This window comes from Embleya sp. NPDC005575 (assembly GCF_040605455.1).
Classification (GTDB): Bacteria; Actinomycetota; Actinomycetes; order Streptomycetales; family Streptomycetaceae; genus Embleya.
This window is the reverse complement of record NZ_JBEXCV010000107.1, coordinates 1-25,829: the sequence shown is the minus strand read 5'-3', so window position 1 is coordinate 25,829 and position 25,829 is coordinate 1. Positions and strand designations below refer to the sequence as shown.

The 25,829-nt window shown below is 70.9% G+C and carries 21 protein-coding genes; 4 read left to right on the top strand and 17 right to left on the bottom strand.

The features are described from left to right. Nucleotides 1-126: 126 nt before the first annotated feature. Nucleotides 127-3,501, bottom strand: a complete 3,375-nt coding sequence (locus tag ABZS54_RS29260; protein ID WP_355542511.1) for a pyruvate carboxylase — start codon at nucleotides 3,499-3,501, stop codon at nucleotides 127-129. A 387-nt stretch (nucleotides 3,502-3,888) separates the two neighbouring features. On the opposite strand from ABZS54_RS29260, the gene ABZS54_RS29255 reads away from it, so the two are divergent. Further along, the gene (locus tag ABZS54_RS29255) at nucleotides 3,889-4,443 is read left to right on the top strand and encodes a hypothetical protein (RefSeq protein WP_355542508.1); all 555 of its coding nucleotides are present in this window, start codon (nucleotides 3,889-3,891) and stop codon (nucleotides 4,441-4,443) included. 162 nt (nucleotides 4,444-4,605) lie between these two features. Further along, on the top strand, nucleotides 4,606-5,310 hold the full coding sequence (locus ABZS54_RS29250; RefSeq protein ID WP_355542529.1) for a sigma-70 family RNA polymerase sigma factor: 705 nt from the start codon (nucleotides 4,606-4,608) through the stop codon (nucleotides 5,308-5,310). 121 nt (nucleotides 5,311-5,431) lie between these two features. On the opposite strand, the gene ABZS54_RS29245 is transcribed toward ABZS54_RS29250, so the two are convergent. Both ABZS54_RS29245 and ABZS54_RS29240 read right to left on the bottom strand, forming a co-directional pair. Then, entirely contained in the window at nucleotides 5,432-6,016 is a 585-nt protein-coding gene (locus ABZS54_RS29245; protein ID WP_355542506.1) for a TerD family protein, read from the bottom strand. Nucleotides 6,017-6,170: 154 nt separating this feature from the next. Continuing rightward, nucleotides 6,171-7,013, bottom strand: coding sequence for a hypothetical protein (locus ABZS54_RS29240; protein WP_355542503.1), 843 nt, complete (start codon nucleotides 7,011-7,013; stop codon nucleotides 6,171-6,173). Between the two features lie 292 nt (nucleotides 7,014-7,305). Between ABZS54_RS29240 and ABZS54_RS29235 the strand changes: the two genes are divergently transcribed. Further along, a complete protein-coding gene (locus ABZS54_RS29235; protein ID WP_355542500.1) occupies nucleotides 7,306-8,703 on the top strand; it encodes an acyl-CoA synthetase in 1,398 nt (465 codons plus the stop codon). A 101-nt stretch (nucleotides 8,704-8,804) separates the two neighbouring features. Here ABZS54_RS29235 and ABZS54_RS29230 read toward each other — a convergent pair whose 3' ends face one another. Continuing rightward, nucleotides 8,805-9,290, bottom strand: coding sequence for a nitroreductase/quinone reductase family protein (locus ABZS54_RS29230; RefSeq protein WP_020555316.1), 486 nt, complete (start codon nucleotides 9,288-9,290; stop codon nucleotides 8,805-8,807). Nucleotides 9,291-9,356: 66 nt separating this feature from the next. Beyond that, entirely contained in the window at nucleotides 9,357-10,220 is an 864-nt protein-coding gene (locus ABZS54_RS29225; protein WP_355542497.1) for a hypothetical protein, read from the bottom strand. A 154-nt stretch (nucleotides 10,221-10,374) separates the two neighbouring features. Between ABZS54_RS29225 and ABZS54_RS29220 the strand changes: the two genes are divergently transcribed. Beyond that, the gene (locus ABZS54_RS29220) at nucleotides 10,375-11,100 is read left to right on the top strand and encodes an SDR family oxidoreductase (RefSeq protein ID WP_355542494.1); all 726 of its coding nucleotides are present in this window, start codon (nucleotides 10,375-10,377) and stop codon (nucleotides 11,098-11,100) included. Nucleotides 11,101-11,188: 88 nt separating this feature from the next. Here ABZS54_RS29220 and ABZS54_RS29215 read toward each other — a convergent pair whose 3' ends face one another. The 12 genes from ABZS54_RS29215 to ABZS54_RS29160 all read right to left on the bottom strand — a co-directional run bounded on the left by ABZS54_RS29215 (nucleotide 11,189) and on the right by ABZS54_RS29160 (nucleotide 25,676). Continuing rightward, a complete protein-coding gene (locus ABZS54_RS29215) occupies nucleotides 11,189-12,394 on the bottom strand; it encodes an amidohydrolase family protein (RefSeq protein ID WP_355542491.1) in 1,206 nt (401 codons plus the stop codon). Further along, nucleotides 12,391-13,266, bottom strand: a complete 876-nt coding sequence (locus ABZS54_RS29210; RefSeq protein ID WP_355542488.1) for an amidohydrolase family protein — start codon at nucleotides 13,264-13,266, stop codon at nucleotides 12,391-12,393. Before ABZS54_RS29210 ends, ABZS54_RS29215 begins: the two co-directional genes overlap by 4 nt. A gap of 83 nt (nucleotides 13,267-13,349) precedes the next feature. Continuing rightward, nucleotides 13,350-14,729: an aspartate aminotransferase family protein gene (locus ABZS54_RS29205; protein WP_355542485.1), complete on the bottom strand. Its 1,380-nt coding sequence runs from the start codon at nucleotides 14,727-14,729 to the stop codon at nucleotides 13,350-13,352. Continuing rightward, nucleotides 14,710-15,339 (bottom strand): 1-hydroxy-2-methyl-2-butenyl 4-diphosphate reductase, encoded by a 630-nt coding sequence (locus ABZS54_RS29200; RefSeq protein ID WP_355542482.1) that lies wholly within the window; start codon nucleotides 15,337-15,339, stop codon nucleotides 14,710-14,712. Before ABZS54_RS29200 ends, ABZS54_RS29205 begins: the two co-directional genes overlap by 20 nt. Nucleotides 15,340-15,351: 12 nt before the next feature. Beyond that, the gene (shc, locus tag ABZS54_RS29195; protein WP_355542479.1) at nucleotides 15,352-17,295 is read right to left on the bottom strand and encodes a squalene--hopene cyclase; all 1,944 of its coding nucleotides are present in this window, start codon (nucleotides 17,293-17,295) and stop codon (nucleotides 15,352-15,354) included. 4 nt (nucleotides 17,296-17,299) lie between these two features. Further along, nucleotides 17,300-18,328 carry a polyprenyl synthetase family protein gene (locus ABZS54_RS29190; RefSeq protein WP_355542476.1) on the bottom strand — a complete coding sequence of 343 codons (1,029 nt, stop codon included), beginning with the start codon at nucleotides 18,326-18,328 and terminating at the stop codon, nucleotides 17,300-17,302. Next, nucleotides 18,325-19,698 carry a hydroxysqualene dehydroxylase HpnE gene (gene hpnE, locus ABZS54_RS29185; RefSeq protein ID WP_355542473.1) on the bottom strand — a complete coding sequence of 458 codons (1,374 nt, stop codon included), beginning with the start codon at nucleotides 19,696-19,698 and terminating at the stop codon, nucleotides 18,325-18,327. The genes ABZS54_RS29190 and hpnE overlap by 4 nt, the downstream gene beginning before the upstream one ends. 89 nt (nucleotides 19,699-19,787) lie before the next feature. Further along, nucleotides 19,788-20,672, bottom strand: a complete 885-nt coding sequence (gene hpnD / locus ABZS54_RS29180; protein ID WP_355542470.1) for a presqualene diphosphate synthase HpnD — start codon at nucleotides 20,670-20,672, stop codon at nucleotides 19,788-19,790. A 10-nt stretch (nucleotides 20,673-20,682) separates the two neighbouring features. Further along, complete coding sequence (hpnC, locus tag ABZS54_RS29175) at nucleotides 20,683-21,486, bottom strand: squalene synthase HpnC (protein WP_355542526.1); 804 nt, start codon at nucleotides 21,484-21,486, stop codon at nucleotides 20,683-20,685. A 655-nt stretch (nucleotides 21,487-22,141) separates the two neighbouring features. Next, nucleotides 22,142-23,122: an ABC transporter ATP-binding protein gene (locus ABZS54_RS29170; protein WP_355542467.1), complete on the bottom strand. Its 981-nt coding sequence runs from the start codon at nucleotides 23,120-23,122 to the stop codon at nucleotides 22,142-22,144. Then, complete coding sequence (locus ABZS54_RS29165; RefSeq protein ID WP_355542464.1) at nucleotides 23,119-24,093, bottom strand: ABC transporter ATP-binding protein; 975 nt, start codon at nucleotides 24,091-24,093, stop codon at nucleotides 23,119-23,121. Before ABZS54_RS29165 ends, ABZS54_RS29170 begins: the two co-directional genes overlap by 4 nt. Further along, a complete protein-coding gene (locus ABZS54_RS29160) occupies nucleotides 24,093-25,676 on the bottom strand; it encodes an ABC transporter substrate-binding protein (RefSeq protein WP_355542461.1) in 1,584 nt (527 codons plus the stop codon). The genes ABZS54_RS29165 and ABZS54_RS29160 overlap by 1 nt, the downstream gene beginning before the upstream one ends. Nucleotides 25,677-25,829 lie beyond the last annotated feature (153 nt).

Below are 25,829 nucleotides of genomic sequence, written 5' to 3'. Positions count from 1 at the left end.
GAAAAGCCACGAACCACCACCCGAATGCTCGGATGGTGGTTCGTATGGTGCGAGCCGATCGAGAAAACGATCGAGTTGGTACGGAATTCGATCGACTTCGATCCGGGGCCACCCGGGTCGGGCCGGTCAGCCCAGTTCGAGCAGCAGGTCGCCGGCCTCGACCGAGGACACCGGGCCGATCGCCAACCGGGCCACGGTACCCGCGCTCTGCGCCGTGATCGACGCCTCCATCTTCATCGCCTCGATCGTCGCCACCGTGCCGCCGGCCTCGACCTCGTCGCCCACGGCCACCTGCAGGGTGACCACACCGCTGAACGGCGCGGCCACGTGCTTCGGGTTGTCCGGGTTGGCCCGCTCGCTCTCCGGACGAGCCGGCTTGACCGAGCGGTCGCGCACCGAAAGCACCCGCGGCTGGCCGTTCATCCGGCAGTAAACGGTGCGGAAGCCGCGCTCGTCCGCGTCGCCGACCGCCTCCACCGCGAGGTAGAGCGACACACCCGTGGACAACTCGATGGCCAGTTCCTCGCCCTGGACCAGGCCGTACAGGAACGGCACGGTCGGCACCGCGGAGACGTCGCCGTACAACCGCTCGGCCTCGTCGTAGTCCTTGGCCGGGCCCGGGAACAGCAGCCGGTTGAGCGTGTCGCGCAGTTCGTCGCCGTCCAGCGCGGCGTCCTGCTCCGCGGTCAGTTCCACGGTGCGGGTCGAGCTCGCGGTGCGACCCGCGAGCGCCCGGGTGCGGAACGGCTCGGGCCAGCCGCCGGGCGGGGTGCCCAGCTCGCCCTGGAGGAAGCCGATCACCGAGTCCGGCACGTCGAACGCGCCCGGGTCGGCCTCGAACTTGGCCGGGTCGGCGCCCACCGCGCTCAGGTGCAGGGCCAGGTCGCCGACCACCTTGCTGGACGGGGTGACCTTGACGATGTTGCCCAGGATCCGGTTCGAGGCCGCGTACGCGTCCTCGATGTCCTCGAACTTGTGGCCCAGGCCCAGCGCGATCGCCTGCTGGCGCAGGTTGGACAGCTGGCCGCCGGGGATCTCGTGTCGATAGACCCGGCCGGTGGGCGCGGGCAGGCCGGACTCGAACGGCGCGTACGCCTCGCGGACCGCCGCCCAGTAGGGCTCCAGGGCGCACAGCGCGTCCAGGGACAGGCCGGTGGCCCGCTCGGTGTAGTCGGTCGCGGCCACGATCGCGGACAGGGGCGGCTGGCTCGTGGTGCCCGCCAGCGCGGCGGAGGCGCCGTCGATCGCGTCGACGCCGGCCTCGACGGCGGCGAGGTAGGTGGCCAGCTGACCACCCGCGGTGTCGTGCGTGTGCAGGTGCACCGGAAGGTCGAAGCGCTCGCGCAGCGCCCCGACCAGCGTGCGGGCGGCGGGCGCCCGGAGCAGCCCGGCCATGTCCTTGACGCACAGCACGTGCACACCGGCCTCGACCAGTTGCTCGGCGAGCCGCAGGTAGTAGTCCAGCGTGTACAACTTCTCGGCCGGGTTGGACAGGTCGCCGGTGTAGCACAGCGTGCCCTCGGCGATCGCGTGCGTGCCCAGCGTGGCCTCGATCGCCGGACGCATCGCCTCGATGTCGTTGAGCGCGTCGAAGATCCGGAACACGTCGATGCCGGTGCGAGCGGCCTCCTCGACGAACTTCACGCACACCTTGTCCGGGTACGGCGTGTACCCGACGGTGTTGCGACCGCGCAGCAACATCTGGAGGTTGACGTTGGGCATGCCCTCGCGCAGCACCGCCAGGCGGTGCCACGGGTCCTCCTTGAGGAAGCGCAGCGCGACGTCGTAGGTCGCCCCTCCCCAGGCCTCGACGCTGAGCAGTTCGGGCGTCATCCGCGCGATGTAGGGGGCCGCGGCGGCGAGGTCGTAGGTGCGTACCCGGGTGGCCAGCAGCGATTGGTGCGCGTCGCGGAAGGTGGTGTCGGTGACCGCCAGCGCGCTCTGCTCACGCAACGCCCGGGCGAAGCCGGTCGCGCCCAGTTCGAGCAGCCGGTCCCGGCCGCCCTGCGGCAGGTCGCCGGTGGGCAACTCGGGCAGCTTGGTGCGCGGGACGGCGATGCTCGGAGTCGGGCCGTACGGGCGGTTGACCGTGACGTCGGCCAGGTAGGCGAGCAGGCGGGTGCCGCGGTCGGCGCCGGGACGGGAGCGGACCAGCTCGGGGTGCTCGTCGATGAACGACGTGGTGATCCGGCCGTCGCGGAAGGCCGGGTCGTCGAGCAAGGCCTGGAGGAAGGGGATGTTGGTCGCGACGCCGCGGATGCGGAACTCGGCCACCGCGCGCCGGGCCCGGTTGACCGCGTCGCCGAAGGTCCGACCCCGGCAGGTCAGCTTGACCAGCATCGAGTCGAAGTAGGGCAACACCTCGGCACCGGTGTAGGTGCCGCCGTCCAGACGCACGCCCGCGCCGCCCGGCGAGCGGTAGGCGGACACCGTGCCGGTGTCCGGGCGGAAGTCGGCTGCGGGGTCCTCGGTGGTGATCCGGCACTGCAGGGCCGCGCCCTGGATCCGGATTTCGCTCTGTACCAGGCCCAGGTCGGCCAGGTTCGCGCCGGCGGCGACCCGCAGTTGGGCCTGGACCAGGTCGATGCCGGTGATCTCCTCGGTGACCGTGTGCTCGACCTGGATGCGCGGGTTCATCTCGATGAACACGTACCGGCCGCGCTCGTCGAGCAGGAACTCCACGGTGCCCGCGTTGCGGTAGCCCACCGCCTCGGCGAAGCGCACCGCGTCGGCGCAGATCCGGTCCCGCAGCTCGGGGTCGAGGTTGGGCGCGGGGGCGATCTCGACGACCTTTTGATGCCGCCGCTGCATCGAGCAGTCCCGCTCGTACAGGTGCACCACACCGCCGTCGGCGCCGGCGAGGATCTGCACCTCGATGTGACGCGGGCGGATCACCGCCTCCTCCAGGAAGACCGTCGGGTCGCCGAAGGCGGTCTGCGCCTCGCGCATCGCGGTCTCGATCGAGGAGCGCAGGTCCTCGCGCCGGTCCACCTTGCGCAGCCCTCGGCCACCGCCACCGGCGGCGGCCTTGACGAAGATCGGGAAGCCGATCGCGTCCGCGGCGGTCACCAGCGCGTCCACATCGTCCTGCGGCGGCGCGGTCTGCAGCGTCGGCAGCCCGGCGCCCTTCGCGGCCTCCAGCGCGCGCACCTTGTTGCCCGCGAGCGAGAGCACGTCGGCCGAGGGGCCGACGAAGGTGATCCCGTTGGCCTCGCACGCCTCGGCGAGCAGCGGGTTCTCGGAAAGGAAGCCGTAGCCGGGGTAGATCGCGTCGGCGCCGCACGCGATCGCCGCTCCGACGATGGTGTCCACGTCGAGGTAGGCGCGCAGCGGGTGACCCCGCTCCCCGATCTCGTAGCTCTCGTCCGCTTTCTGGCGATGCAGGGAGTGCCGGTCCTCGTACGCGTAGACGGCGACCGTGGTGATGTCGAGCTCGGTGGCGGCGCGCAGGGCGCGCACGGCGATTTCGCCTCGGTTGGCCACCAACAGCTTACGGATCACGAGCTACGTACCTCCTTGCCCGGGGTGTCCGGGTGCGGGGGAAATCGGACGGGTGCCTCGGGACGACAGGGTGCCGTGCCCTGGGTGGGGCGGCGGCATCAGGGTCGAACCTGCGTGACTTTAGGACACGTGTGCAGGTGCCCCGCAGACCCGGTCCACATGCCGGGCACATCGGGGCGGGTCCGGATGTGGGCCTCACCTGCGAATTCCAGGTTCGCCGGGGGTGGTGTGAGCTTGATCGCAGCCCGCATGGCGAGACGCGGCGGCATTGTCGCGCGGGGCGCGAGCCGGGACGATTTGGGCAGGACCGCACGGCGGGCCGGGAAATGTCGGATCATGCCGGGGCCGGGGAACGCCCCGGAGCGAAACCGGGAAATGGGGACAACCGTGAGGGTTCGGATGGGCGTGGTGGTCGCGGTCGCGGCCATCGTGCTGCCGATGGCCGCGTGCGACGACGGTGGCGGCGGGAGCACGAAGGCGAACGGTGACAAGAGCCCGAGCCCGACTGCGGGCGGCGGCGGTGCGGGCGGGGATCTGCACCCGGTCGACGCGTGCGCGGTGCTCACCGCCGACCAGGTTTCGCAGGCGCTGGCGACGGCGGGACTGCGAGCCGCGCAGAACCCGCTGGGCTGCGACTACGCGGCGGCCGATGGTGCTCCGGTGATCAGCACGATCGCGACCCGGTCGAAGACAGCGGGCGGCGTGGACAAGGCGCTCGACGCCTACCTGGGCACGCTGGGCGACACCCGTACCGAGAAGGTCCCGGGTCTGGGCGACGCCGCGGTGTACGTCCAGCCCGACACGATCGGCGGCGTCCTGGTGGTCGCGGTCCGTCGAGGTGACGAGACGGCGGTGTTCTCGCTCAACGCGGGCGGCGGCGATCCGCCGCCGAGCAAGGACCAGCTCGTCACGCTGGCCAAGCTGGCGGTGGCGAAGCTGTGACTCGCCCATGACCCGAGGATAGGACGCCGGGCCGGTCCCGGGAACACCGATACTCACCCTGGGGTGAAGGAATCCGACGCTCCGTCACCACCGGCCGTCGAATGCGGGCGGGCGGCGGCGCGGATCGCGCACGGAATCGGTATTCCCGACAACGAAGGACCGATGGCCCGGCTGTTTCCCGCGTCGGCGGGCACATGTTGGGCAGGGGAGTTTCACACCCTCGGCGCGGTGGGGACGGACAGGCGCCGACGGGTCCGTACCTTGCGTATCGGGAGCGACGACTTGACTGATCTCCTGACCACCCCGGGACTGCGGCAAGACCGCTTCGAACGCGACGCCGTGCCGTTTCTGGACCCGCTCTACCCGGCCGCGCTGCGGATGACCCGCAACGCCTCGGACGCGGAGGATCTGGTCCAGGAGACGTTCACGAAGGCGTACGCGTCCTTCCACCAGTACCGGGACGGAACCAATCTGAAGGCCTGGCTGTACCGGATCCTCACCAACACCTTCATCACCTCCTACCGCAGGAAGCAGCGGCAGCCGGTGGCGTCGGCCGTGCAGGAGATCGACGACTGGCAGCTGTATCGGGCCGGAACGCACGAGTCGACCGGGCTGCGGTCGGCGGAGACCGAGGCGCTGGACCACCTGCCCGACTCGCAAGTGGTGGCCGCGTTGCGCGCGCTGCCCGAGGAGTTTCGGACCGCGGTGTATCTGGCGGACGTGGAGGGCTATCCGTACAAGGAGATCGCAGCGTTCATGGACGTCCCGCTCGGCACGGTGATGTCGCGGCTGCATCGGGGCCGGCGTCGGCTGCGCGCAGCGCTGGCGGACTACGCGCACGAGCGCGGGTTCGTCGCCGCGGCGTAGGGCAGGTCTTCGACGTGCCGCCGAGCGACCGACGCGGGATCGAGGACCCCGCCCGGTCCGCCGCCGCGCCCGGGGAGATCCTGGTGTCGCCCGGGGCGCGGCGGCGTGGTCGCCGAGTCGGCTACAGGTACTTCTGCACCGCGGGCAGCAGGTCGTTGACCGTGTTGCCCTTGGCCGGTTGGCCGATCGCGGTGAGCACCCACCCGTCGGCGCCGCGGACCAGCTTGACCATGATCTGCGCGTTGTCGTGCGAGTCGGCGGTGGAGAGTTCGTAGCGCACGAGTTCGCTCTCGTCGCTCTCGTCCACCAGCCGGCAGAACGCGTTGGCGACCCGGGAGAAGTCGTCGCTGGAGAACGCGCTGACCGTGAAGACCAGCGCCGTGATGCGCAGCGGCAGCGCGGCGAGGTCCACGATGATCGACTCGTCGTCACCCTCGCCGGCACCGGTGGTGTTGTCCCCGGTGTGCGTGACCGCGCCGTCCTTGGACACCAGCTGCCTGGGCCACACCGTGTCCACGAGGCGGTGATCGGCGTCGAACAGCAGACACGACGCGTCCAGGTCGACGCCGGTGAGCGCGTGCAGACCCGGCCGCAGCCCCTCGTGCTTGATCGGGTCCCAGCCCAGTCCCATCCGTACCCGGGCGACCGAACCGGCCTCGCCCTTGCCGATGGTGACGCGCTCCCCCTGTGCGAGAACGACCGTCATCGCAACTCCCCTCCGCGGTGGTTCCCCGATTGCGCGCCCCGTCTACGAACGCGGCGCGTGGATGGAGAGCATCCTAGGGCGAGCGGATCGGCGCGGGGCTCGGACCCGGAGGTCGGGGGCCGATCCGGGTCACGGTCACCGTGGTGACGCGGGGTCAGGCGGTGCTGCCGGGGCGGGGCGTGCTCGACGAGGTCGAGCGATCGGGGATGTCGATCACCTCGGCGGCCGGCGGCGCGCTCACCTTGACCGGCACGTCGAAGTCGCCGTAGCTGACCGAACCGCTGTTGTCGGTGTCCTTCGACACGATCAGGACCGGATACGGCTTGCCGCCCTGGGCCTCGATGTAGATCTTGCCGTCGTCGTCCCCGGGCGGGCCGGTGAGCGGGATCATCTTGCGGTTGTTGATCGTCTCGGTGGGCAGCTTGACGCCGTCCTCGGGGAAGTTCTTCAGCGCCGCGCCCGGGTCGGCGACGGTGGTGATGTTGCGCACGCCGCGCAGCTTCTCGCTGTTCACGTCGCCCTTGAGCCACTTCCCGGCGAGCAGCTTGGCGGCCATCTCGCCGTCCACGGTGCCCACCAGTGAGCGGAACGCCTGTTCGTCGCCCCGGATGTACATCGCCGACCGGACCCGGCGCGCCTCCAGCTTGACGCCGTTCTGTTCGATGGTGCCCTGGAAGTCCTCGCTGTTGCGGTCCACCCGCAGGTCGAGCTTGACCACCTTGCCGTCGGAGACGATGTCCGCCACCACGTGCACGGTCTTGATCCGGGCGGCGGACTGCTTGGCCCGGCGCACCAGTTCGCCGACGTCGAGGTCCTCGTTGCGGACGCTCTCGTCCAGCCCGGACCCCGCGCCCGCGGTCGCCGGAGCGGTAGGTGACGTCTTCTCGATGGTGGACAGCGGACTCTGCCCGTTGCCGCACGCGGTCAGCACACCGAGCGAAACGCACACCGCCGCCGCGGCCGCGACCCTGCTCCCGTTCGCGCGATTTCGACGCACAACCACTCCTTGCTCACCCGAATGTCCTGCCCCTGGGACGGCCCGACCCCGCAACCGGTTCCCCACCCCAACGCTATGGGTCCACCGCCCACTTGTCGCCGAGAAACCCTTGTCCCCGAAGCGGGGCCCGCAGCGATCGCTGCCGGCGATCCGTGCCGCGCGGGTGTCCGGGGCGGGACCGCGGCTCGGGCAAGGCGGGGCGGGTGGGGTCGTGGGTTCGGGTGAATGTGACCGGGGTGGAGTGGGGCGCAATAGCATCGGTGGGTCGGTTGTCGTGGCTGGAGGTCGGTTCGTGTCTGCTCTCGTCTCGCTTGACGGTCCCGTGCCGGATCGGCCCGACGCGGTCACGGTGGCCGGGGAGGCGATGTCGCGCGAGGCGTTGTTCGGTGCGGCGACGGCGCTGGCGGATCGGATCGCGGGTGCGCCGGCCGTCGCGGTGCGGGCGGACGCGAGCGTGACCACCGTGGTGGTCACGCTGGCGGGTCTGGTGGCGGGCGTCCCGGTGGTCCCGGTGCCGCCGGATTCGGGTCCGCTGGAGCGGGCGCACATCCTGTCCGACTCGGGCGCCGCGCTGTTGCTCGCGCCGGGGCCGTGGACGGACGCCGGGCTGCCCACCATGCCGATCGACCTCACCGCGCGCTCGACGAGCACGCACGCCGAGCCGGACCCCGACACGGCCGCGCTGATCCTGTACACGAGCGGCACCACGGGTGCGCCGAAGGGAGTGCTGATCCCGCACACGGCGATCGCGGCCGGGCTGGACGGCGTCGCCGAGGCGTGGGCGTGGACGCCGGACGACGTGCTCGTGCACGGCCTGCCGCTGTTCCATGTGCACGGCCTCGTGCTGGGCGTACTCGGCGCGCTGCGGGTGGGCTCGCGCGTGCTGCACACCGGCCGGCCCACGCCGGCGGCCTACGCGCAGGCCGGCGGCAGCCTGTACTTCGGCGTGCCCACGGTGTGGTCGCGGATCGCGCAGGACCCGGAGTCGGCGCACGCACTGTCGGGCGCGCGGTTGCTGGTGTCCGGGAGCGCACCGCTGCCCGTCCCGGTGTTCGAGCGGCTGGCCGAACTCACCGGACACCGACCGATCGAGCGGTACGGGATGACCGAGACGCTGATCACGGTCAGCACCCGGGCGGACGGCGAGCGCCGACCCGGCTTCGTCGGGCTGCCGATCGCGGGCGTACGTACCCGGCTGGTCGGCGAGGACGGGTCGGCGTGCGCGCACGACGGCGAGACGGTGGGCGAGTTGCAGGTCGCTTCGCCGACCCTGTTCCAGGGCTACCTGAACCGTCCCGACGCGACCGCCGAGACCCTGACCCCGGACGGTTGGTTCCGCACCGGTGACGTCGCGGTGATCGACGCCGACGGCCGGCACCGAATCGTCGGCCGGGCGAGCACCGACCTGATCAAGACCGGCGGCTACCGGGTCGGCGCGGGCGAGGTCGAAGGTGCCCTGCTGACGCACCCGGCGGTGAGCGAGGCGGCGGTGATCGGCGTGGAACACCCCGACCTGGGTCAGGAGATCGTCGCGTTCGTGGTCCCGGACGGCGAAGTGACGGAGCGTCAGCTCATCGACCACGTCGCGACGGGCCTGTCCGCGCACAAACGACCCAGGCGCGTGCTCTTCGTCGAGAACCTGCCCCGCAACGCGATGGGCAAGGTCCAGAAGAAGCTGCTGACGGACTGATCCGATCCACGACGCCGGCAAGCCGCCGGTCGGTCCACTCGAACCGAGGCCGCACCGGCCGAGATTCGGGCGAATTCACCGGCAGTCGGCATGCGGGACGATCAGTCGCGACGGGCGATCAGGCTGGTTTCCGGGAGGCGGACCAGGGGGATTCGGCGGTCGGTGCGGGTCTGGTAGTTGTTGTAGTACTCGCGGTCGGCGGTGAGCGCGGCCCACGTCTTGGTGTACTCGTCGCCCTCGAGGATCTCGGCGGTGCTCCAGTACGTGGCGTGCTGCACCCGCACGAGCAATTGCGGGTTGGCCGTGCGGTCGGACAGGTTCACGAACCAGGACGGGTGCTTTGCCGCGCCCGCGAAGGAGCCGACCACGACGCGGTGGCCGTTCTCGTCCGCCCAGAACGGGAGCGCGACCTTGTGCAGCTTGCCGCTTTTGCGGCCGACGGTGTGGACCAGCACGTGGTTCATGCCGGCGAGGAGCCAGACGTCGTCGCCGTCCGACTGCTCCATCTGCGAGACGTGCTCCTTGGTGAAGAGGACGATCTCCTCGGGCGAGGGCTCGATGAACTCGTCGTTCTTCTGTTCCACCATGATCGATCTCCAGAGAGCACGTGCGGCCGGTCGGTTGCGCGACTCTAGTCGGGCCCCCTCCAACCATCAATGGTCGTCCACCGATCCGAACGTGGGCCGCGTCACGGCCGGCGAAGCGGCCCACGGATAGGCCGCCACGGCCCGCTCCAGATCGGGGGTCAGCACCTCCTCCAGCACCGCCCCGGGAGGCACGAACCCCCGCGGCGCACGCCATGGGTCCAGCCCGCCGCCGGGGCGTCCCGCGTCGGCCGCCTCCAGCGCCTCGATCTCCCGAACGAGGCGATAATGCCGCCGAAACGAGCCGCGATGGTCGCGCCACATGGCCCGACCGAAGCACACCACCGGGATCATGAACACGGCGCTGCCGAGGATCGCCCCCAGGCCCGTCGCCCGTTCCGCGTCGTCCCCGTCCCCGAGACAGGTGTCCAGGCCGAACCACAACCCCAGACCGACCGGCGCGAGCAGCAGGCCGAGCATCGTCGCCCCGAAGGTCACCCCGGTCCCCGCGGCGTTGGCCCGATAGGTCCACGAGTGCGCCCGGGCCAGCCACAGGCGACGCAGGATCTCATCCGGTGGCACCGGGACGCTCGGCAGCCGGGGCGCCGGCCAGATCCGCGGATGAGGCACGTCCGGCGTCGGATCGGGCAGGTGCTCCCACTGCGCGGGGTCGTGCCAGGTCTCGCCGGGACCGGGCGGGAACGACATCGCCGGCGCGGCGGGGACCACCCGCTCCCTGCGCGCGGCCCGGTTGCCCAGCGCGTAGCCGCACACCGCCACGACGACCGCAACCAGGCCGAGCGCGGCCAGGAACCCGATGGTGAAGGTGCGATCCTCGGACTCGGTGTCCTCCAACACCATCGGCGCGGTCACCGCCACGATCGCGGCCAACACGAGCGCGAGCGTCTTCAGCAGGTATCCCAGGAACCGCATGTCTCCCCCATCGAACGACTCCGGACCACCGTGCCAGCCCGTGACGATCCCACACGTGCCCGTAATCACATCGTTGTGGGCCGAGCATGATCGATCCCCCCTCGTAGGATCGCGTCACATCGGCGGCAGCGGACGCGGAGGGGGCGAACCAGCCATGAGTGCACGGCGTTTCGTGGTGGTCAGCGGAGCGGGTAGCGGGATCGGCCGGGCCGTCGCACGCCGGTTCGCCGCGCAGGGCGACCACGTGACCGTGCTCGGGCGGCGACCCGAACCGATCGCCGCCGTCGCCGAGGAGATCGGCGGCACCGCGCTCGCCGTCGACCTGACGGACCCTCATGCGGTCGAGCGGGCCCGCGCGTCGCTGCCCGCACGGGTGGATGTCCTGGTCAACAACGCCGGCCAACGCGTGCCCCTGCCCACCGAACCCGACCTGGCCGGCGTCGCCGACCACTGGCGGCAAATGTACGACCACATCGTGCTGCCGACCGTGCTGCTCACCGAGGCCCTGCTCCCCCGCCTGGCCCGCCCCGGCGGCCGGATCGTGTCCATCGGCTCGACCGCGGGACTGCGCGGCAACAACGCCTACGGCGCCGCCAAGGCCGCCGTGCACGCCTGGAACCACAGCCTGGCCACCCGGGTCGGCCCCGACGGCATCACCGCCAACATCGTCATCCCCGGCTACATCGCCGACACCGAATTCGCCTTCGACATGGTCCAGGACGCCGCCGAACACGCCCGCCGCGCGGAGAGCACCCTGGTCAAGCGGGTCGGCCGCGCCGAGGACATCGCCGCCGCCGTCACCTTCGTGGCCTCGCCCGAAGCCGGCTACATGACCGCCGAGTTCGTCAACGTCAGCGGCGGTCACGTGCTGGGCCGCTGACCGAAACCGACGAACACGAACGGCATCGAGCCGATCCACGACGCACCCATCCGAATGCGCCCCGGCGGCTGCCCGACCCGCAGGCCCCTCAGGGCCGGGTGAACGCCGGGCTGTTGCTGTCCGCCGGGACGTCCCCCAGCGGCTTCGCGAGTTCCGCGTGGGTCGGTCCGACCTCGGCCGCGAGGGCGTCCAGGGCGGGCAGGTCGAAGCCGTACAGCGTCGCCGCGTTCCCGGCCAGGATCGCCCGCAGCTCGCTGGGCGAGGCGTCGTGGAAGGAGCGGCGCAGCGCCTCGCGCGTATACGGATACGTGCCCTCGTCGTGCGGGTAGTCCGCACCCCACATGTAGCGGTCGATGCCCAACTCGTGCCGGGCCTGCGCCTCGGTGGGCGACGGGAAACTCGCGCCCACCCAGCAGTTCCGCGCGAAGTACACGCTCGGCGGCTCCGGCAACCGATCGGCCTCGGTGTACTTGAGTTCCCCGATCCGACCGGTCGCCATCTGCGCGTGGTAGGTGTCCAACTGCCGCAACACCGGCGCAATCCAGGCCGCGCCCTGCTCGGTGATCGCGAACTTCAGCCGGGGGAACCGCGCGAACGCCCCGGACAGCAACATGTGGGTCAGCGGTCGGCGGGAGAACAGCGTCGCCTCGGCGATCCACAGGAAGGTCGACGCCGGGTAGGCACCGTAGTCCGGGCTGCCGGATCCGCCGTGATTGACCACCGCCAACTCCAGGTCCTGGCACACCTCCCAGAGGCGGTCCCATTCCGGCGCGTACAGCGGCAGGATGCCGCTCACGTCCGGCGGCGTGGTCGGGATCAGGATGCCCGCGAGGCCGTGCTCCTTGGCCCGGACCGCCTCCGTGACCGCGTCCTCGATGTTGTTCAGGAACACCTGGGCCAGCCCGGCCCGGCGCACCGCGTTCGCCCCGCCGCACCACTGGGCCAGCCAGCGGTTGTGCGCCCGGATCCCGGCCAGCCGGCGGGCGTAGGAGTGCGCCGACGGCGGACGGGCGAGCAGTTGTCCGGTCGGGAAGAACGGCGGCACCGTATTGGGGAAAACCACCTCCGCGACGATCCCGTCCGCGGCCAACTCGGCGATCCGCCGGTCGTCGTCCCAGTTGCGGGTACGCCGATCCCCCTGCAGGTCCCGGAACGGATTGCGGTAGCGCTCCCGCCAGTCGTCGAACTCCGCACGCCAGGAGGGGTCCAGGAACTCGCGATAGGTGTCCATCCCGGCACCGGCGTGCCCGTCCGCCGAAATGATGGTGTGACGTTCGAGGGGCACGGTGCTCACGCCTCGCCCAGCTTGAACACCCGCATCGCGTTCTCGCGCAGGAACTTCGCCCGTACCTCGGGCTTGAACGGCACGTCCGGCAGCTCGCGGAAGATCCGCTCCAGGGACAGGCCCATCGGGTAGTAACCCGCGTACATCACCTTGTCCGCACCACGCGTGTTCGCGTAGTCGACGATCGCCTTCGGGTAGTACTTCGGCGCGAACGCCGACGTCATGTAGTACAGCCCGGGCCACTTGAGCATCAGCTTGACCGCGAGGTCCTCCCACGGCTCCGCGCCGTGTCGCATCACGATCCGCAACTCCGGGAAGTCGTAACAGACTTGATCGAAGTGCATGACGTCCTGACACGCGGACGGCACGCGCGGTCCGGCGATGCCCGCGTTGGAGACGATCGGCAGGTCCAGGTCGATGCAGGTCTGGTAGATCGGGTAGTAGCGCCGATCGCTGACCGGTACCTGCGGATTGCAGCCGGCCGGAAACGTGGTCACCGCGACGATGCGGTGCTCCTCGTACGCCTGCCGGATCCGGCGGACCGTCGTGGTGATGTCGTTCGGGTCCACCTCCAGCGTGGGCCGAAAGCGCTTCGGGTGCTCGGCGATCGCGCGCAGGGCGGTCTCACTCAGGCCGACCAGGCCCATCTCGACACCACAGGCGTCCATTCGGCCGAGCGTCACCTCGACCGGATCGACGCCCTCGTCCAGCCGATTCGGCACCCCCTTGAACATGTACTCGGCGGGGAACTCCATCTCGCCGCTCTCCGCGTCGCGCAGTTGCGGCTTGAGGAAGTCGTAGTGGCTCTTGGCCTGTGCGCTCGGGAAGCCGATCATCAAATCGATCGCCCCCGGCCCGGCCGTGGACCCGACAGCGGACATGGCAAACCCCCTGTACCATCAAGTTGATTGACTCCATCAACTTAACAGCAGCAGGGGGAACGAGCCATAGCCGGCGCGGCGCGTCAGCGGTTGGTCATCGCCTGCTTGATCAGGGTGCGCCCGAAGTCCCACATCAGCCCGGTGCCCTTGTGTGCGTCGTCCATCACGTCCACGAAGCCCGCGACGAAGTGCGCCACGTCCTGCGGCCCGACCACATACGGCGGCAGCAGCTTGATCACGTCCATGTGGTCGCCCGCGACCTGGGTCAGCACCCGGTGCCGCTGGAACATCGGCACCACCACCATCTGCGCGAACAACCCGTGCCGGGCCGCCTGCAACGCCGTCCACCCGGCGCGCAGCTTGAGTGAGCGCGGCTTGCCGAACTCCAGGCCGATCATCAGGCCACGCCCGCGCACCTCGGCGAACAGCTCGTACTTGTCGATCAGCGGGGCCAGCCCGGCCACGAACGCATCGCCCATCCGCGCGCTGTTGCCGATCAGGTCCTCGTCGTCGAGCACCGCCAGGGTGGCCAGACCCGCCGCCATCGCCTGGTTGTTGCCGCCGAACGTGCAGTCGTGCACGAGCACGCGGTCCATCGTCGAATAGACCTTCTTGAACACCCAGTCCCGGGTCAGCGTCGCGCCGATCGGCACGTATCCGCCCGACAGCGCCTTGGCGACCGTGACGATGTCCGGCTCGACGCCGTCCTCCCATTGGTACGCGAAGAACCTGCCGGTGCGGCCCATCCCGGTCTGCACCTCGTCGGCGATCAACAGCGCGCCGTGCTCGCGCAGCAACTTCTGCGCGGCGGCCAGCCAACCGGGCGGCGGCGCGTGCACGCCCTTGCCCAGGATCGGTTCGATGATCAGCGCCGCGACGTCACCGCGCTTCAACTCCCGGGCCAGTGCGTCCAGATCGCCCAGCGCGATGCCCACATCCGGCAACAGCGGCTCGAAGCCCTTGCGGAACTCGGCCGCGCCGTTGACCGAGAGCGCACCGGTGGTCAGGCCGTGGAAGGCGTGGTCGATATAGACGATCCGGCGCCGCCCGGTGGCGAAGCGGGCGAACTTCAGCGCGGCTTCGACCGCCTCCGTGCCGCTGTTGCAGAAGTACACCCGGTCCATCCCCGGCGCCCGGGCCAGCAGCCGGTCCGCCAACGCGGCGGCCAGCGGCGGGGTGTGGAAGTGCACGATGTCCGGCAGATCGAGCGCGATCACGTCCTGCATCGCCTTGCGTACCACCGGGTGGTGCCGGCCCACACCGTAGGTGCCGAACCCGGACAGGAAGTCCAGGTATCGATCGCCCTTGTCGTCGTACAGGTACGGTCCCTCGGCCCGGACGTAGTTGCGATCCATGCCGATGGTCCGCAGCACGCGCGGGAGTTGCGGGTTGAGGTGCTTCGCGTGCAGCTCGAAGCCGCGGTCCGCGTACGCCTCGTACGTCTCACCCAGATCGAACGTCATCGCCCGCCGTACCTCCTGACTTGGTTCGCTCGTCGTTGGCCCAGTCAAGCAGGGCCGGGGTCGCGTGGCGCAACGTGCGGAACGCCTTGAACCCGTCCACCAGCAGGCGGGGCCGGAGCAGTTCCCGCTCCGGGGTGTCGGTGATCACCCGGACCACCCCGGCCGGCCGGTCGCCCGCCGCCGCGAGCAGGTACGCCGACTCCATGTCGGCTGCCAGCGCACCACGCTCGCGCAGCGCCTGCCGCCCCCGGCCCGTCACCAGCTTCTCCACGGTCTCGATCGGACCGTGGTGCAGCCTCAGCTTGGGCGAGACCCGGTGCATCCACTCCAACAGCACTCCGGAGGTGGGCAGTTCGACCACCGTTCCGTCCGCACCGCGCACCTCGGAGGCGACCACCACATCGCCCGCTTCGACCCCCGCGCCCACGCCTGCGGCGAAACCCGCGACCGCCAGCGCGCCGTACTCCGCCTGCGGAAGCGCGGACAAGGCCCGCGCCCGAGCGCGAGCCTTGTCCGGTCCCATCCCCGCGCGCACCACACGTACGTCGAACGCGCCCATCAGCCCCGCCTCGACCGCGCGCATCTCGATCCGCAACGGGGTGACCACCATCAGGGGCATCGTTCAGCCTGTCGTCCTGACGGCCGTCGCCTCGGCAGCCGTCGACTTGGCATACCGACCGAGCGCCATCACGGGGAAGACGAGCCGGTACATGTGGTACTTGATGTAGAAGTCGCCGGGGAAGCCGGTGCCGGTGAACTGCGGCTCGTCCCACCCGCCCAGCGCGTTCTGATGGTCGGTCAGCCAGTCGATCCCGCGCTGCGCGACCTCGCCGAACTCGCCCGCCGCATGCAGTGCCAGCAGCGCCCAGGCGGTCTGCGACGCGGTGGATTCACCGCGCCCGGACCAGGCCCGGGGCTGGTCGTAGCTGCGCAGATCCTCGCCCCAACCGCCGTCCGGATTCTGCCGGTTCTGCAACCAGCGCACCGCGCGTCGGATCGCGGCATGCCGCGGGTCGACACCGGCCGTGACCAGGGCCGGCACCACCGCGCCGGTGCCGTAGATGTAGTTCGCACCCCAGCGGCCGAACCAGGAGCCGTCGCTCTCCTGATGCTCCATCAGCCACTTGACGCCGTCCGCGACGTACGAGCTGTAGCGGGCACCACCGTCGGCGAGCATCTCCACGATGTGCGCGGTGACGTCGGCCGAGGGCGGGTCGGTGACCGCGCCGAAATCACAGAACGGCAGCTTGAGCGGCAGGATGCTGACGTTGTCCGCGTCGAACGCCCCCCAACCGCCGTCCTTGCTGCGCATCCCGGCCGTCCACCGCTCGGCCCGGTCCAGCACCGCGTCCTTGCGCGCCCCGTCCGGGTGGTCGGTGTAGCGCAGGGCCATCACGATCTCGGCGGTGTCGTCGGTGTCCGGGTAGTAGTCGTTGGCGAACTCGAAGGCCCAGCCGCCCGGTTCCAGGTCCGGCCGCTGCACCGCCCAGTCGCCGACCTCGCGGATCTCCTCGTCCATCAGCCACCCGGCGGCCTTGACCACGCGCGGGTCGGACGCCGGAACTCCCGCGTCCCGCAGGGCGACCAGCGTCAACCCGGTGTCCCACACCGGCGACTGGCACGCCTCGAAACGGCGGCGCAGCTCGCCGTCCTCGTCGGTGTCCACGATGGTGAACCCGTCCAGACCCTTGATGCCCTGGGCCATCACCGGGTGGTTGAGCGGGTAACCCATCAGCCGCAGCGCGATCAGCGAGTAGACCCACGGCGGCTGAATCCCGCCCCAGCCCCCGTCCGCCTCCTGACGCTGCACGATCCACTGCACGGCCTTGCGCCGGGCCGCCTGCCGGAAGGGCTTGATCGGCGCCTTGTGGTACTGGTGCAGCACCGCGTCGAGCGCGCGGAAGAGCTTGGACCACGGGTCGTCGGCCGTCGGCCGGGCCTCGACCGCGCCGGTGGGGCGCAACTCGGCGAGGTCGAACGGCGCGGGCCGCACCGGGCGCATCGAGCTGACGATGGTCAGCGGCACGATGGTCTGCCGGGCCCAGCAGGCGAAGTCGTAGACGTTGAGCGGGAACCACTTGGGCAGGTGGATGATCTCCGGCGGGAGCACCGGCAGGTCGTCCCACGACCACCATCCGAAGAAGGCCAGCCAGAACCGGGTGAACACGCGGGTGTTGGCGATGCCGCCGCCGTCGCGGATGAAGGCGGCCGCGGCCGCCATGTGCTTGGCGTCCGGGTCGTCACCGGCCAGCTTGAGCGCGACGTAGGCTTCGACGGTCACCGACAGGTCGGCGGGACCGCCGTAGAAGGTCGCCCAGGTGCCGTCCGAGCGCTGGTTCGCGCGGATCCACCGCGCGCCGGCCGCGGTCTGCTCCTCGGTGCGGATGCCCAGGAACTCACGGAAGAGCAGGTCCTCCGCGTCCATCGTGACGTTGGTCTCCAACTCCCCCTTCCACCAGCCCGCATCGTCCTGAAGCTCCATCAGATGGGCGACGGCCTTGTCGAGGGCGCCCTTGACCCTGTCGTCGTCGACGTCGTCGATTCCCGGCTGGACGGTCACTGTCATCTCTTCACAACTCCCGAGTGGTGGTGAAGGCCGCGAGTGAGGTCAGGTCCGTATAGGTACCTTGCGGAACATCCAGGGAGTCCAGGCAGGCCATGGCCTGCTCCAGGCGCCGTGCCGCCTCGGCCTCGGTACGGGCACGTCCGCCCGCCTCCTCGACCAGGCGGGCGGCCAGGGCGAGTCCCTCCTCGTTACGCGGTCCCTCGTCCGTGTAGATGCGCGCCAACTCGCGTCCGGCGGTCGTGTCGCTCGAGAGGGCGGCGACGACCGGGACGGACTTCTTGCGCCGGCGCAGGTCGTTCCAGGCGGGTTTGCCGGTCACCTCGGGTCGCCCCCAGATGCCCAGCAGGTCGTCCACCGCCTGGAAGGCGACGCCGAGGTGATGCCCGAAGCCGTACAGGGTCTGCACGGTGCGCTCGTCGGCGCCCGCGAGGGCCGCCCCGATCGCCGACGCGCAGGCCAGCAGGGCCCCGGTCTTGTTGCCCGCCATGGTCAGGCACTCGTCGACGGTGACGTCGAGACGGGCCTCGAAGGACAGGTCCTGGGACTGTCCGTCGATCAACCGGGCGGTGGCCTCGGTGAGCAGGCGGGCGGCCCGATCGCCGTCCGCGTCGTCGGCATCCATCAGGACCTGTTCGGCCAGCACGAGCAGACCGTCGCCGGCCAGGACGGCAAGGCCCGGACCGAAGACCTTCCACGCGGTGGGCCGATGCCGGCGTTCCTCGTCGCCGTCCATGAGGTCGTCGTGGATCAGCGAGAAGTTGTGCACGAGTTCGACCGCCACGGCGCCGGGCACGCCCACGCGGGTGGGCGCGCCGACCGCCTCGGCGGAGAGCAGCGCGAGCGCGGGGCGCAACGCCTTGCCACCATTGCCGGGTAGCTCGCGACCGGCCTCGTCGGCCCACCCCATGTGATACGCGGCCACCCTGGCCAGCGGCGGTTCGAGTCGGGCCGTCGCGACCCGCAGCGCGGGGCGACTCGCCTCGCGCGCGCGATCGAGCACGGCGGGGGCGATCGATGCGTCGGCGAGCGTCATAGCGGCGTCGTCCTCTCCGAAATGGCACGGGTGCGGCCGAGATGCGGGAGGGCCTCGCGCGCGGCGGAAAGGCCACTGCGCACGGCACCCTCCATCGTCGCGGGCCATCCGGTGGCGGTCCACGCCCCGGCCAGGGCGAGACCGGCGAGCCCGGTCCGGGGGCCGGGTCGAAGCCGGCCCGAACCGGGGGCGGGACGAAAAGTCGCGGCGCGTTCCTTGGTCACCACGAACCGCTCGACCCGGGCATCCCGGGCCGAGGGCAGCACACGAGCCAGCTCCGGGACGAACCTATCCCGCAGCTGCGCACTCGTCAGGTCGATTTCCCGACCCGCCGCGGACAACGACACGGCCACGTAGCGGCCCGCGGCCAGACCGTGACCGGCACTGCGGTCGAACATCCACTGCACCGGGCTGCCGATGCCCGCAGCGAGCGGGACGTCCAGCACCGGGCGGTCGTAGACCACGTGCAGGTTCACGATCGGCGAGGTGCCCAACCCGGTCAGCAGGGTCGGATCGGCGGGCATGTCGCCCAGGAGCAGAGCGCCCGCGGGCAACAACCTGGCCGCGTCGTAGTGCGGTACGGCCAGCACCACCGCGTCCGCCTCGATCCGCTCGCCGGCGGCGAGTATCGAGAAGCCGCCCGTGCCGACGTCGAGCGTGTCCACCCGGGTGCGCAGGTGCACCCGCACACCCGCACGCTCCAGCGCGCGGGTCGCGGCGTCGCCGTGCAGTTCCTGGAGCGGGACCAGGCTCCAACCGATGTCGGCGCCGTCGTTGCGGTCGAGCACGCCGGTACGGAAGACCTTGACGGCCATCCCGAGCGAGGCCTCGGTCGCGGGGAGATTGAGCGTGGCGATGCCGATCAGGTCCCACATCGCCTCGCGTTCGCGGGCGGTGACCCCGAAGCGGTCCAGCCAGGCCGCGAAGGTGAGGTCGTCCAGGGCCGGGTCGGCCGGGTCCAGCCGGCGCAGGGCGAGCGCGGCCAGGCCCACCCGGGCCCGGCCGGCCATGGTCAGCAGCGGGTAGCGGGCCAGCGCGGCGGACAGATGCAGTGGCGCGGGCAGGGCGGAGCGGCGCAGCCGGGTGCGGGTGCCCCAGGGGGTGCGCACCGGGACGTCCATCCGGGGCTGGAGGTAGACCTTGTCGGCGCTGCCGATCCGCTCCAGGAAGGAGATGTACTCGGTACAGCAGCGCAGGAAGACGTGCTGCCCGTTGTCGAGCCACATGTCGTCGCGGCGCAGCGAGAACGTCGCGCCGCCCAGCCTGGGCCGGCCCTCCAACAGGGTGACGTCGACGCCGGTGTCGGCGGCGGCCAGCGCGGCGGTGATGCCCGCCAGACCGCCCCCGATCACCACCATGCGTGCGCTCATGCCTTGCTCCGTACCCACGTGATCAATCCCTGTACCGGCCCCTGCGACCGGCTTGCCGCTCCGTCCTCGGGCCGGTCATCGATCGACGTTCACCGCCGCCTGCGCGCCAGCAGCGAGTGCGCACCGACCGGCAGGCCGGCGAGCGCGCGCGTGGCGATCTCGGCCTTCTCCCAGTTCGGGAGTGAGAGCCGACCTATCAGCACCTGGCCGGGCTCCTCCACGATCCTGGTCAGCAGTCGGCGGTAGATGCCCGCCATCGCGCCCGTGCTGGCGGCGCTGCGCCGGTCGAGCAGCGGGAGCAGCGTCAGTCCCCGCTCGAAGAGCTGCTCGGCGCGCGCGCCCTCGAAGCGGACCAGGTCCTCGAACGCCGCGCTCCGGGTGAACCGCCCGTCCTTGTGCCACGCGTCCTCGAGGCCGAACTTGGCCAGGTCCTCGCGGGGCAGGTAGACCCGGCCGTTGTCCTTGTCCTCCTTGATGTCGCGGAGGATGTTGGTGATCTGCAGCGCGATGCCGAGGGTGTCCGCGAGGTCGGGCGCGTGCAGCGAGTCGCGCGAGCCGAAGATGCCCAGCGAGAGTCGGCCGACGGTGCCCGCGACGCAGCGGCAGTAGACCCGCAGCTCGTCGAAGGTCTCGTACTCGGTCTCGCGCACGTCCATCTCGACGCCGTCGATCAGTTCGTCGAGCGCGGCCAGCGGGATCGGGAACCGGGTCGCGGCATCGGCGAGCGCGACCGCGACGGGATCTCGATCCGCGCTCAGGTCCTTGAGCTGCTTGCGCAACCGGGCCAGCTCCGCGACCTTGCGATCCACCGGCAGGTCGCCGTCGCCGATGTCGTCGATCTCTCGCGCGAAGGCGTATACGGCGCTGAGCGCGAGGCGCTTGGGCTCGGGCAGCAGCCTGATGCCGTAGTAGAAGTTGCGTGCCTGATTGCGGGTCAGGCGCTCGCAATACGCATACGAAGCGTCGACGTCCATGGTTCCCCTTTTACCTCTTTCGTACCAGTACGCCGGACAGCTCGCGCAGCAGGGTGGCCTTGCCGGGCTTCGCCCGGTGGGCCAGGACGTCGAAACCGGCGTCCTTGATCGCGGTCACGGCCGCTCGTCCACCGGCCACGAACCCGGCGATCGCGAGGTGCTCGCGCCCTCGCAGTGTGCGCGCGAGCGGTGCGCCGGAGCGCAGCAACTGCGTCGCGCGGTGTGCCTCGTAGGCGATCAGTCGCCGCACCGCGGGTGCGGCGGCGGGTGCCGCCAGGTCCGCCTCGGTGACGCCGAACCGGTCCAGGTCCTCCTTGGGGAGGTAGATCCGGTCGCGTTCGAGGTCCTCGGCGACGTCCTGGAGGTGCTCGACGATCTGGAGCGCGGTGCAGATCTCGTCGGAGCGCGCGACGCGTTCCTCGGTGGCACGACCGAACACGTGCAGCACGAGCCGGCCGACCGGGTTCGCGGACAGCGCGCAGTAGGCGGCGAGGTCCTCGTACGTCGCGTAGCGGCGCACCACCTGGTCCTGTCGGTTGGCCTCGATCAGGTCCAGGAACGGTTCGATCGGCAGGTCGAGTTCGCGCACGCTCGGTTGCAACCTGCGCAGCACCTCCAGCTCGGGGGTGCCGGTGAACACGCGACGCAGGTCGCCTTCGAAGGCGTCGAGCTGAGCGACCCGGTCCCCCGCGGCCTCGTCGCCGATGTCGTCCACCAGGCGGGCGAAGCCGTAGACGGCGAGCAGGTGGCGCCGGTGAGCGGGGCGCAGGATCCCCATCGCCACGGGAAAGTTCTCGTGGCCGGCCTGACGCATGACCACGTCCGGGTCGATGACCGCGGCGTCGATACCCGCCGTGTCGTCGCCGCTCGCGCCGGGCGCGCGCTCGAGACCGCGGGAATCACTCCCCATATCTCTCCCTGGGCCCCCGAAAACATTCCCAACATTACAGTTGGCCAGGAATTCGTGCCGTCCCGGTCGGTCTGACGGTTCAGCTTGCCCGATCGAAGTCGGATCGATCAAGCACCGAGAACACGCGTGTCATAGCTCACCCGGACTTTTCCTTCACGAAACACTTTTGTTATCACCACGAACCTCTCGCACGCCTCCGACGATCCCCATACCACTCAGGACGTCCGGCGTGCCCGGGTGGTTTCCGGGCATCTGAGGAGGTTTCGCCTCCCGATCCCCTCCTTGCGGAGTAGTGCGGAGTTCCGCCTTCCGCATGAGGAGTACGGCGATTATCCGTGCGCAATGGACCACGTGGGGTCGATAAAGCGAGTGGCCGGCGAAATGTTGATCAACTTTCCGGATTTGCGGAATACCCGGAGGATAGCGCTGCGCGCCGACACGCCGCCGTACACCGAATCGATACCCGAATGCGCGGACCGGGTCGACCCCGTTCGTGCGACGGTCGGCGCATCCGGGACGGCGCCGGCTTCGACCGGCGGATCCTGGTGGCGTCCGAGGTTCACCGAGGGTGGTGACAGGCCACGTCGACCTCGCCGAGCGACTCGATCGGCGGGCGGTGCCCGGCGCACACCTCGGTCGCGAACGGGCAGCGCGGATGGTACGCGCAGCCGGGCGGCGGCGCCGAGGCCGAGGGCACCTCGCCGACGATGCCCGCGCCGAGCACCGCCGCGCTCGCCCGGCCGGTCCGTTCCGGGTCGGGCACCGGCACGCTCGCGAGCAACATCCGCGGGTAGGGGTGCCGCGGGTTCGACAACACCCGCTCGGCCGGGCCCAGCTCGACGATCCGGCCCAGGTACATCACCGCCGCGCGATCGGCGAGCCGCCTGGCGATGTCGATCTCGTGGGTGATCACCACGATCGCCAGGTCGAGCTCGGTGCGCAGCCGCAGCAGCAGGTTGACCACCGTCGCCTTGACACTCGCGTCCAGGCTCGCGGTCAACTCGTCCAGGACCAGCACCCGCGGACGCACCAGCAGGGCCCGGGCGAGCACCAGGCGGGCGAGTTCGCCGCCGCTGACCTCGCCGGGCAACCGGTCCAGGTGATCCGCGCTCAGCCCGACCCGCTCCACCATGGCGAGTACCAGCTCGTCCCGCTCGGCCCGGTCCGCGCCCAGACCGTGCACGCGCAGCGGCTGATGCAGCGCGTGCCGCAAGGTGCGACGCCGATTGAACGCGGCGCGTGGATTCTGCGTGACGAGTTGGATCAGCCGCTGATCGGCGGGGGCGCGGTCGCCGGACAACACCCGGCCGGCCACCGCGACGGTGCCCGACGTCGCGGTGTCCACACCCGCGAGCACCCGGGCGACCGTGGTCTTGCCGGAGCCGGACTCGCCGACGACGGCGAGCACCTCGCCGGCCGCGACCGCGAACGAGACGTCCTCGGCGGCGGGCACGATCCGCGGCTCGGCCCGACGTCGACCGAACGGCCCGGGCAGGGTGAACCGGCGGGTCAGCCCGTCCACCGTCAACAGTGCACTCACCGGCCGGCCTCGCGATCCACCCAGTGGCAGCGCACATCGCTCGCGCCGTGCCGCGCCGCGGCGGGCATGTGCTCGCGGCACCCGTCCAGAACGTGCGGGCAGCGCGGCGCGAACGGGCAGCCGGGCAGCAGATTCGCGCCGTCCGCGCTGCCCTCGACGGCACGCAGCGGCCGGTCCGCCGGCGTGGTCGCGGGCATCGCGCCGATCAGCGCCCGGGTGTACGGGTGCCGCGGCGCGGCGAAGAGCTCGCGCACCGGCGCGGTCTCCACCAGCCGTCCGCCGTACATCACACCGACCCGGTCGCAGATCGTGGACACCACCGCGAGGTCGTGCGAGACGTAGACCATGGCGAGCCCGAGCTTGTCCCGCAGGGTCAACAACAGGCGCAACACCTGGGCCTGCACGGTCGCGTCCAGGGTCGTGGTCGGCTCGTCGGCGAGCAGCAGCGCGGGCTCGTGCGCAAGCGCCGCGATCGCGATCACCACCCGCTGGAGCTGACCGCCGGAGAAGCTGGCGGGCAGGTCGCGCGGCCGGTCCAGGACCGGGCCCAGGCCGATCCCGGTCAGCGTCTCGCGCACCTCGACGTCGTCCAGGCGATCGCCCAGGTACCAGCGCAGTTGGCGCAGCACGGGAGTGGTCGGGGCGAGCGAGGTCATCGGCTGTTGTGGTACCAGCGCCAGCCTGCGTCCGCGCACCCGGCGCAGGTCGCGTTCGCGCATCGCGGTCAGGTCCTCGCCCCGGAACTCGATGCCGCCCGCGCGCGTCGCGCCGTCCGGCAGCAGGCCCATCAGCGCGGTGCACACACTGCTCTTGCCGCTGCCGGATTCGCCGACCAGACCCAGGATCTCACCGGGCGCCACGTCGAAGGAGACCCCGCGCACCGCGGGCACCGGCCCGAACGGCCCGCGATAGCCGACGTCCAGATCGCGTACCCGCAGCAGCGGCGCCCGGACCGCACTCGCGTTCGTCATCACACGAACCGCAGGTGTTGTGGGTCGAGCCGGCTGATCCGCAACATCGTCGGGTCCAGCGGGGACAGTTCGGTGCGCTGGGCCAGCGCGAGCTTCGGGTACACCGGCGGGGTGATCACCGCGTCCTCGGCGAGCAGCCGGTCCACCCGGCCGAGCGCGGCCACCCGTTCGGCGTTGTCCGAGGTCTGCCAGACAGTGTCGATCAGCCGGTCCACCTCGGGGTTGGCATAGCCGCAGGAGAGCACGTTGGTGGAGCCGGCCGGCGCGAGCGTCAGGTAGTTCGCCGGGCCCGAGGTGAAGCCGGACGAGAACGTGTTCATCAGCATGTCGTAGTCGCGCGACAGCCACTTGTTCGACCACGGCCCGCCCGCGAGTTGTTCGATGGTGACGTCGAGGCCGACCTGCTTCCAGCCCGCCACCAGCACCTGGGCGATGTCGCGGATCCCCTGGTTGGTGCCGATGGTCACGGTGAACGAGCGCTTGGTCGTCTTCGCCCGGGCCAACAGTGCGCGGGCCTGGGCCACGTCGGGTGCGGGCGGGAACGGCTTGAGCGTTGCGTCCCAACCGAGTTCGGCGGGCCCGATCGGGCCCTGGCCGATGGTGCCCTCGCCGCCGTACACCCGCTGCAGCACACCCTGGCGGTCCATCGACAGCGCAACCGCCTTGCGGAAGTCGGGGTCGGCGAACGGCTCCTTTTTCATCATCACGTAGCTGAGCACGTCCAACGGCGCCTCGGTGAGCACGAGCGCGAGCGACTTGTCCTTGCGGATCGTGTCGAAGGTGGCGAAGGACGGCGCGGTGATCAGGTCGACCTTGCCCTGCCGCAGGCTCAGCACGCGCGTGTTGGCATCGGCGAAGACGGTGTACTCCATGCCGGCGAAAGCGGGCCCGGCGCCGCCGGAGTACTGGCCGCCGTGGTAGCGGTCGAAGCGGGAGAGGGTGAAGCTCTGGCCGGCCACGAACCTGTCCAGCCGGTACGGCCCGCTGCCCATCATCGTGTCCTTGCGGGCCACGAAGTCGCGGTGCGTGATCGGCAGGTTGGTCAGGTGCGAGCGCAGCAGACCGTACGGCTTGCTCAGCACGATTCGCACGGTGTGCTCGTCGACCTTCTCGAACCGGGAGAGGTAGCCGAGCATGTAGGTGATCCACTCGCTGCCGGCCGCGAGGTCGAGCATGTGCGCCAGGGTGGCCACCACGTCGTCGGCGGTGAACGCACTGCCGTCGTGCCACAGCACACCCTGTCGCAATCGGATCGTCCAGGCCAGGTCGTCCTCGCTGATCTGCGGTTCGCCGTCGGCGAGCAGCGGCACCGAGGCGAGCTTCGCGTCGTAGCCGTACAGGCTCTCCATGATCGGCTCGGCGATCCAGCGGGTGATCTCCGAGCCGGAGTCGAGCGGGTTCAGGCTGCTCGGCGCGGACGCGACACCGATCCGCAGGATGCCGTCCCGGTGCCGATCGGCCACCCGCTTGCTCCCGGAGGAGCTCGAACACGCGGTGAGCACGCCCGTGCCGCCGGCCGCGGCGAGCGCCGCGAGGCCGAGGAAGCCTCGGCGGTTCAGGCCGACTGTGCGCACCGGGGTCACTTGGTCTCCTTCGGGGTCGGGGGCTGCTCGGGAGTCGGGGGCTGCTCGGGAGTCGGGGTCTGCTCGGGCGCGCGCCGCCGGGCCGGGCCGGTGCCGACGGCGCGCGGTCGGCCGTTGCAAGAGCCCACGACACAACTACAGAACACACAAAAC

What these genes read in the sequence shown, in the direction of transcription:
- ABZS54_RS29250 (WP_355542529.1), top strand. Translation starts at nt 4,606, where the DNA reads ATGGCCCGGCTGTTTCCCGCGTCGGCGGGCACATGTTGGGCAGGGGAG.
- ABZS54_RS29245 (WP_355542506.1), bottom strand. Translation starts at nt 6,016, where the DNA reads ATGACGGTCGTTCTCGCACAGGGGGAGCGCGTCACCATCGGCAAGGGC.
- ABZS54_RS29230 (WP_020555316.1), bottom strand. Translation starts at nt 9,290, where the DNA reads ATGGTGGAACAGAAGAACGACGAGTTCATCGAGCCCTCGCCCGAGGAG.
- ABZS54_RS29225 (WP_355542497.1), bottom strand. Translation starts at nt 10,220, where the DNA reads ATGCGGTTCCTGGGATACCTGCTGAAGACGCTCGCGCTCGTGTTGGCC.
- ABZS54_RS29220 (WP_355542494.1), top strand. Translation starts at nt 10,375, where the DNA reads ATGAGTGCACGGCGTTTCGTGGTGGTCAGCGGAGCGGGTAGCGGGATC.
- ABZS54_RS29210 (WP_355542488.1), bottom strand. Translation starts at nt 13,266, where the DNA reads ATGTCCGCTGTCGGGTCCACGGCCGGGCCGGGGGCGATCGATTTGATG.
- ABZS54_RS29205 (WP_355542485.1), bottom strand. Translation starts at nt 14,729, where the DNA reads ATGACGTTCGATCTGGGTGAGACGTACGAGGCGTACGCGGACCGCGGC.
- ABZS54_RS29200 (WP_355542482.1), bottom strand. Translation starts at nt 15,339, where the DNA reads ATGGTGGTCACCCCGTTGCGGATCGAGATGCGCGCGGTCGAGGCGGGG.
- shc (WP_355542479.1), bottom strand. Translation starts at nt 17,295, where the DNA reads ATGACAGTGACCGTCCAGCCGGGAATCGACGACGTCGACGACGACAGG.
- ABZS54_RS29190 (WP_355542476.1), bottom strand. Translation starts at nt 18,328, where the DNA reads ATGACGCTCGCCGACGCATCGATCGCCCCCGCCGTGCTCGATCGCGCG.
- hpnE (WP_355542473.1), bottom strand. Translation starts at nt 19,698, where the DNA reads ATGAGCGCACGCATGGTGGTGATCGGGGGCGGTCTGGCGGGCATCACC.
- hpnD (WP_355542470.1), bottom strand. Translation starts at nt 20,672, where the DNA reads ATGGACGTCGACGCTTCGTATGCGTATTGCGAGCGCCTGACCCGCAAT.
- hpnC (WP_355542526.1), bottom strand. Translation starts at nt 21,486, where the DNA reads ATGCGTCAGGCCGGCCACGAGAACTTTCCCGTGGCGATGGGGATCCTG.
- ABZS54_RS29165 (WP_355542464.1), bottom strand. Translation starts at nt 24,093, where the DNA reads ATGACGAACGCGAGTGCGGTCCGGGCGCCGCTGCTGCGGGTACGCGAT.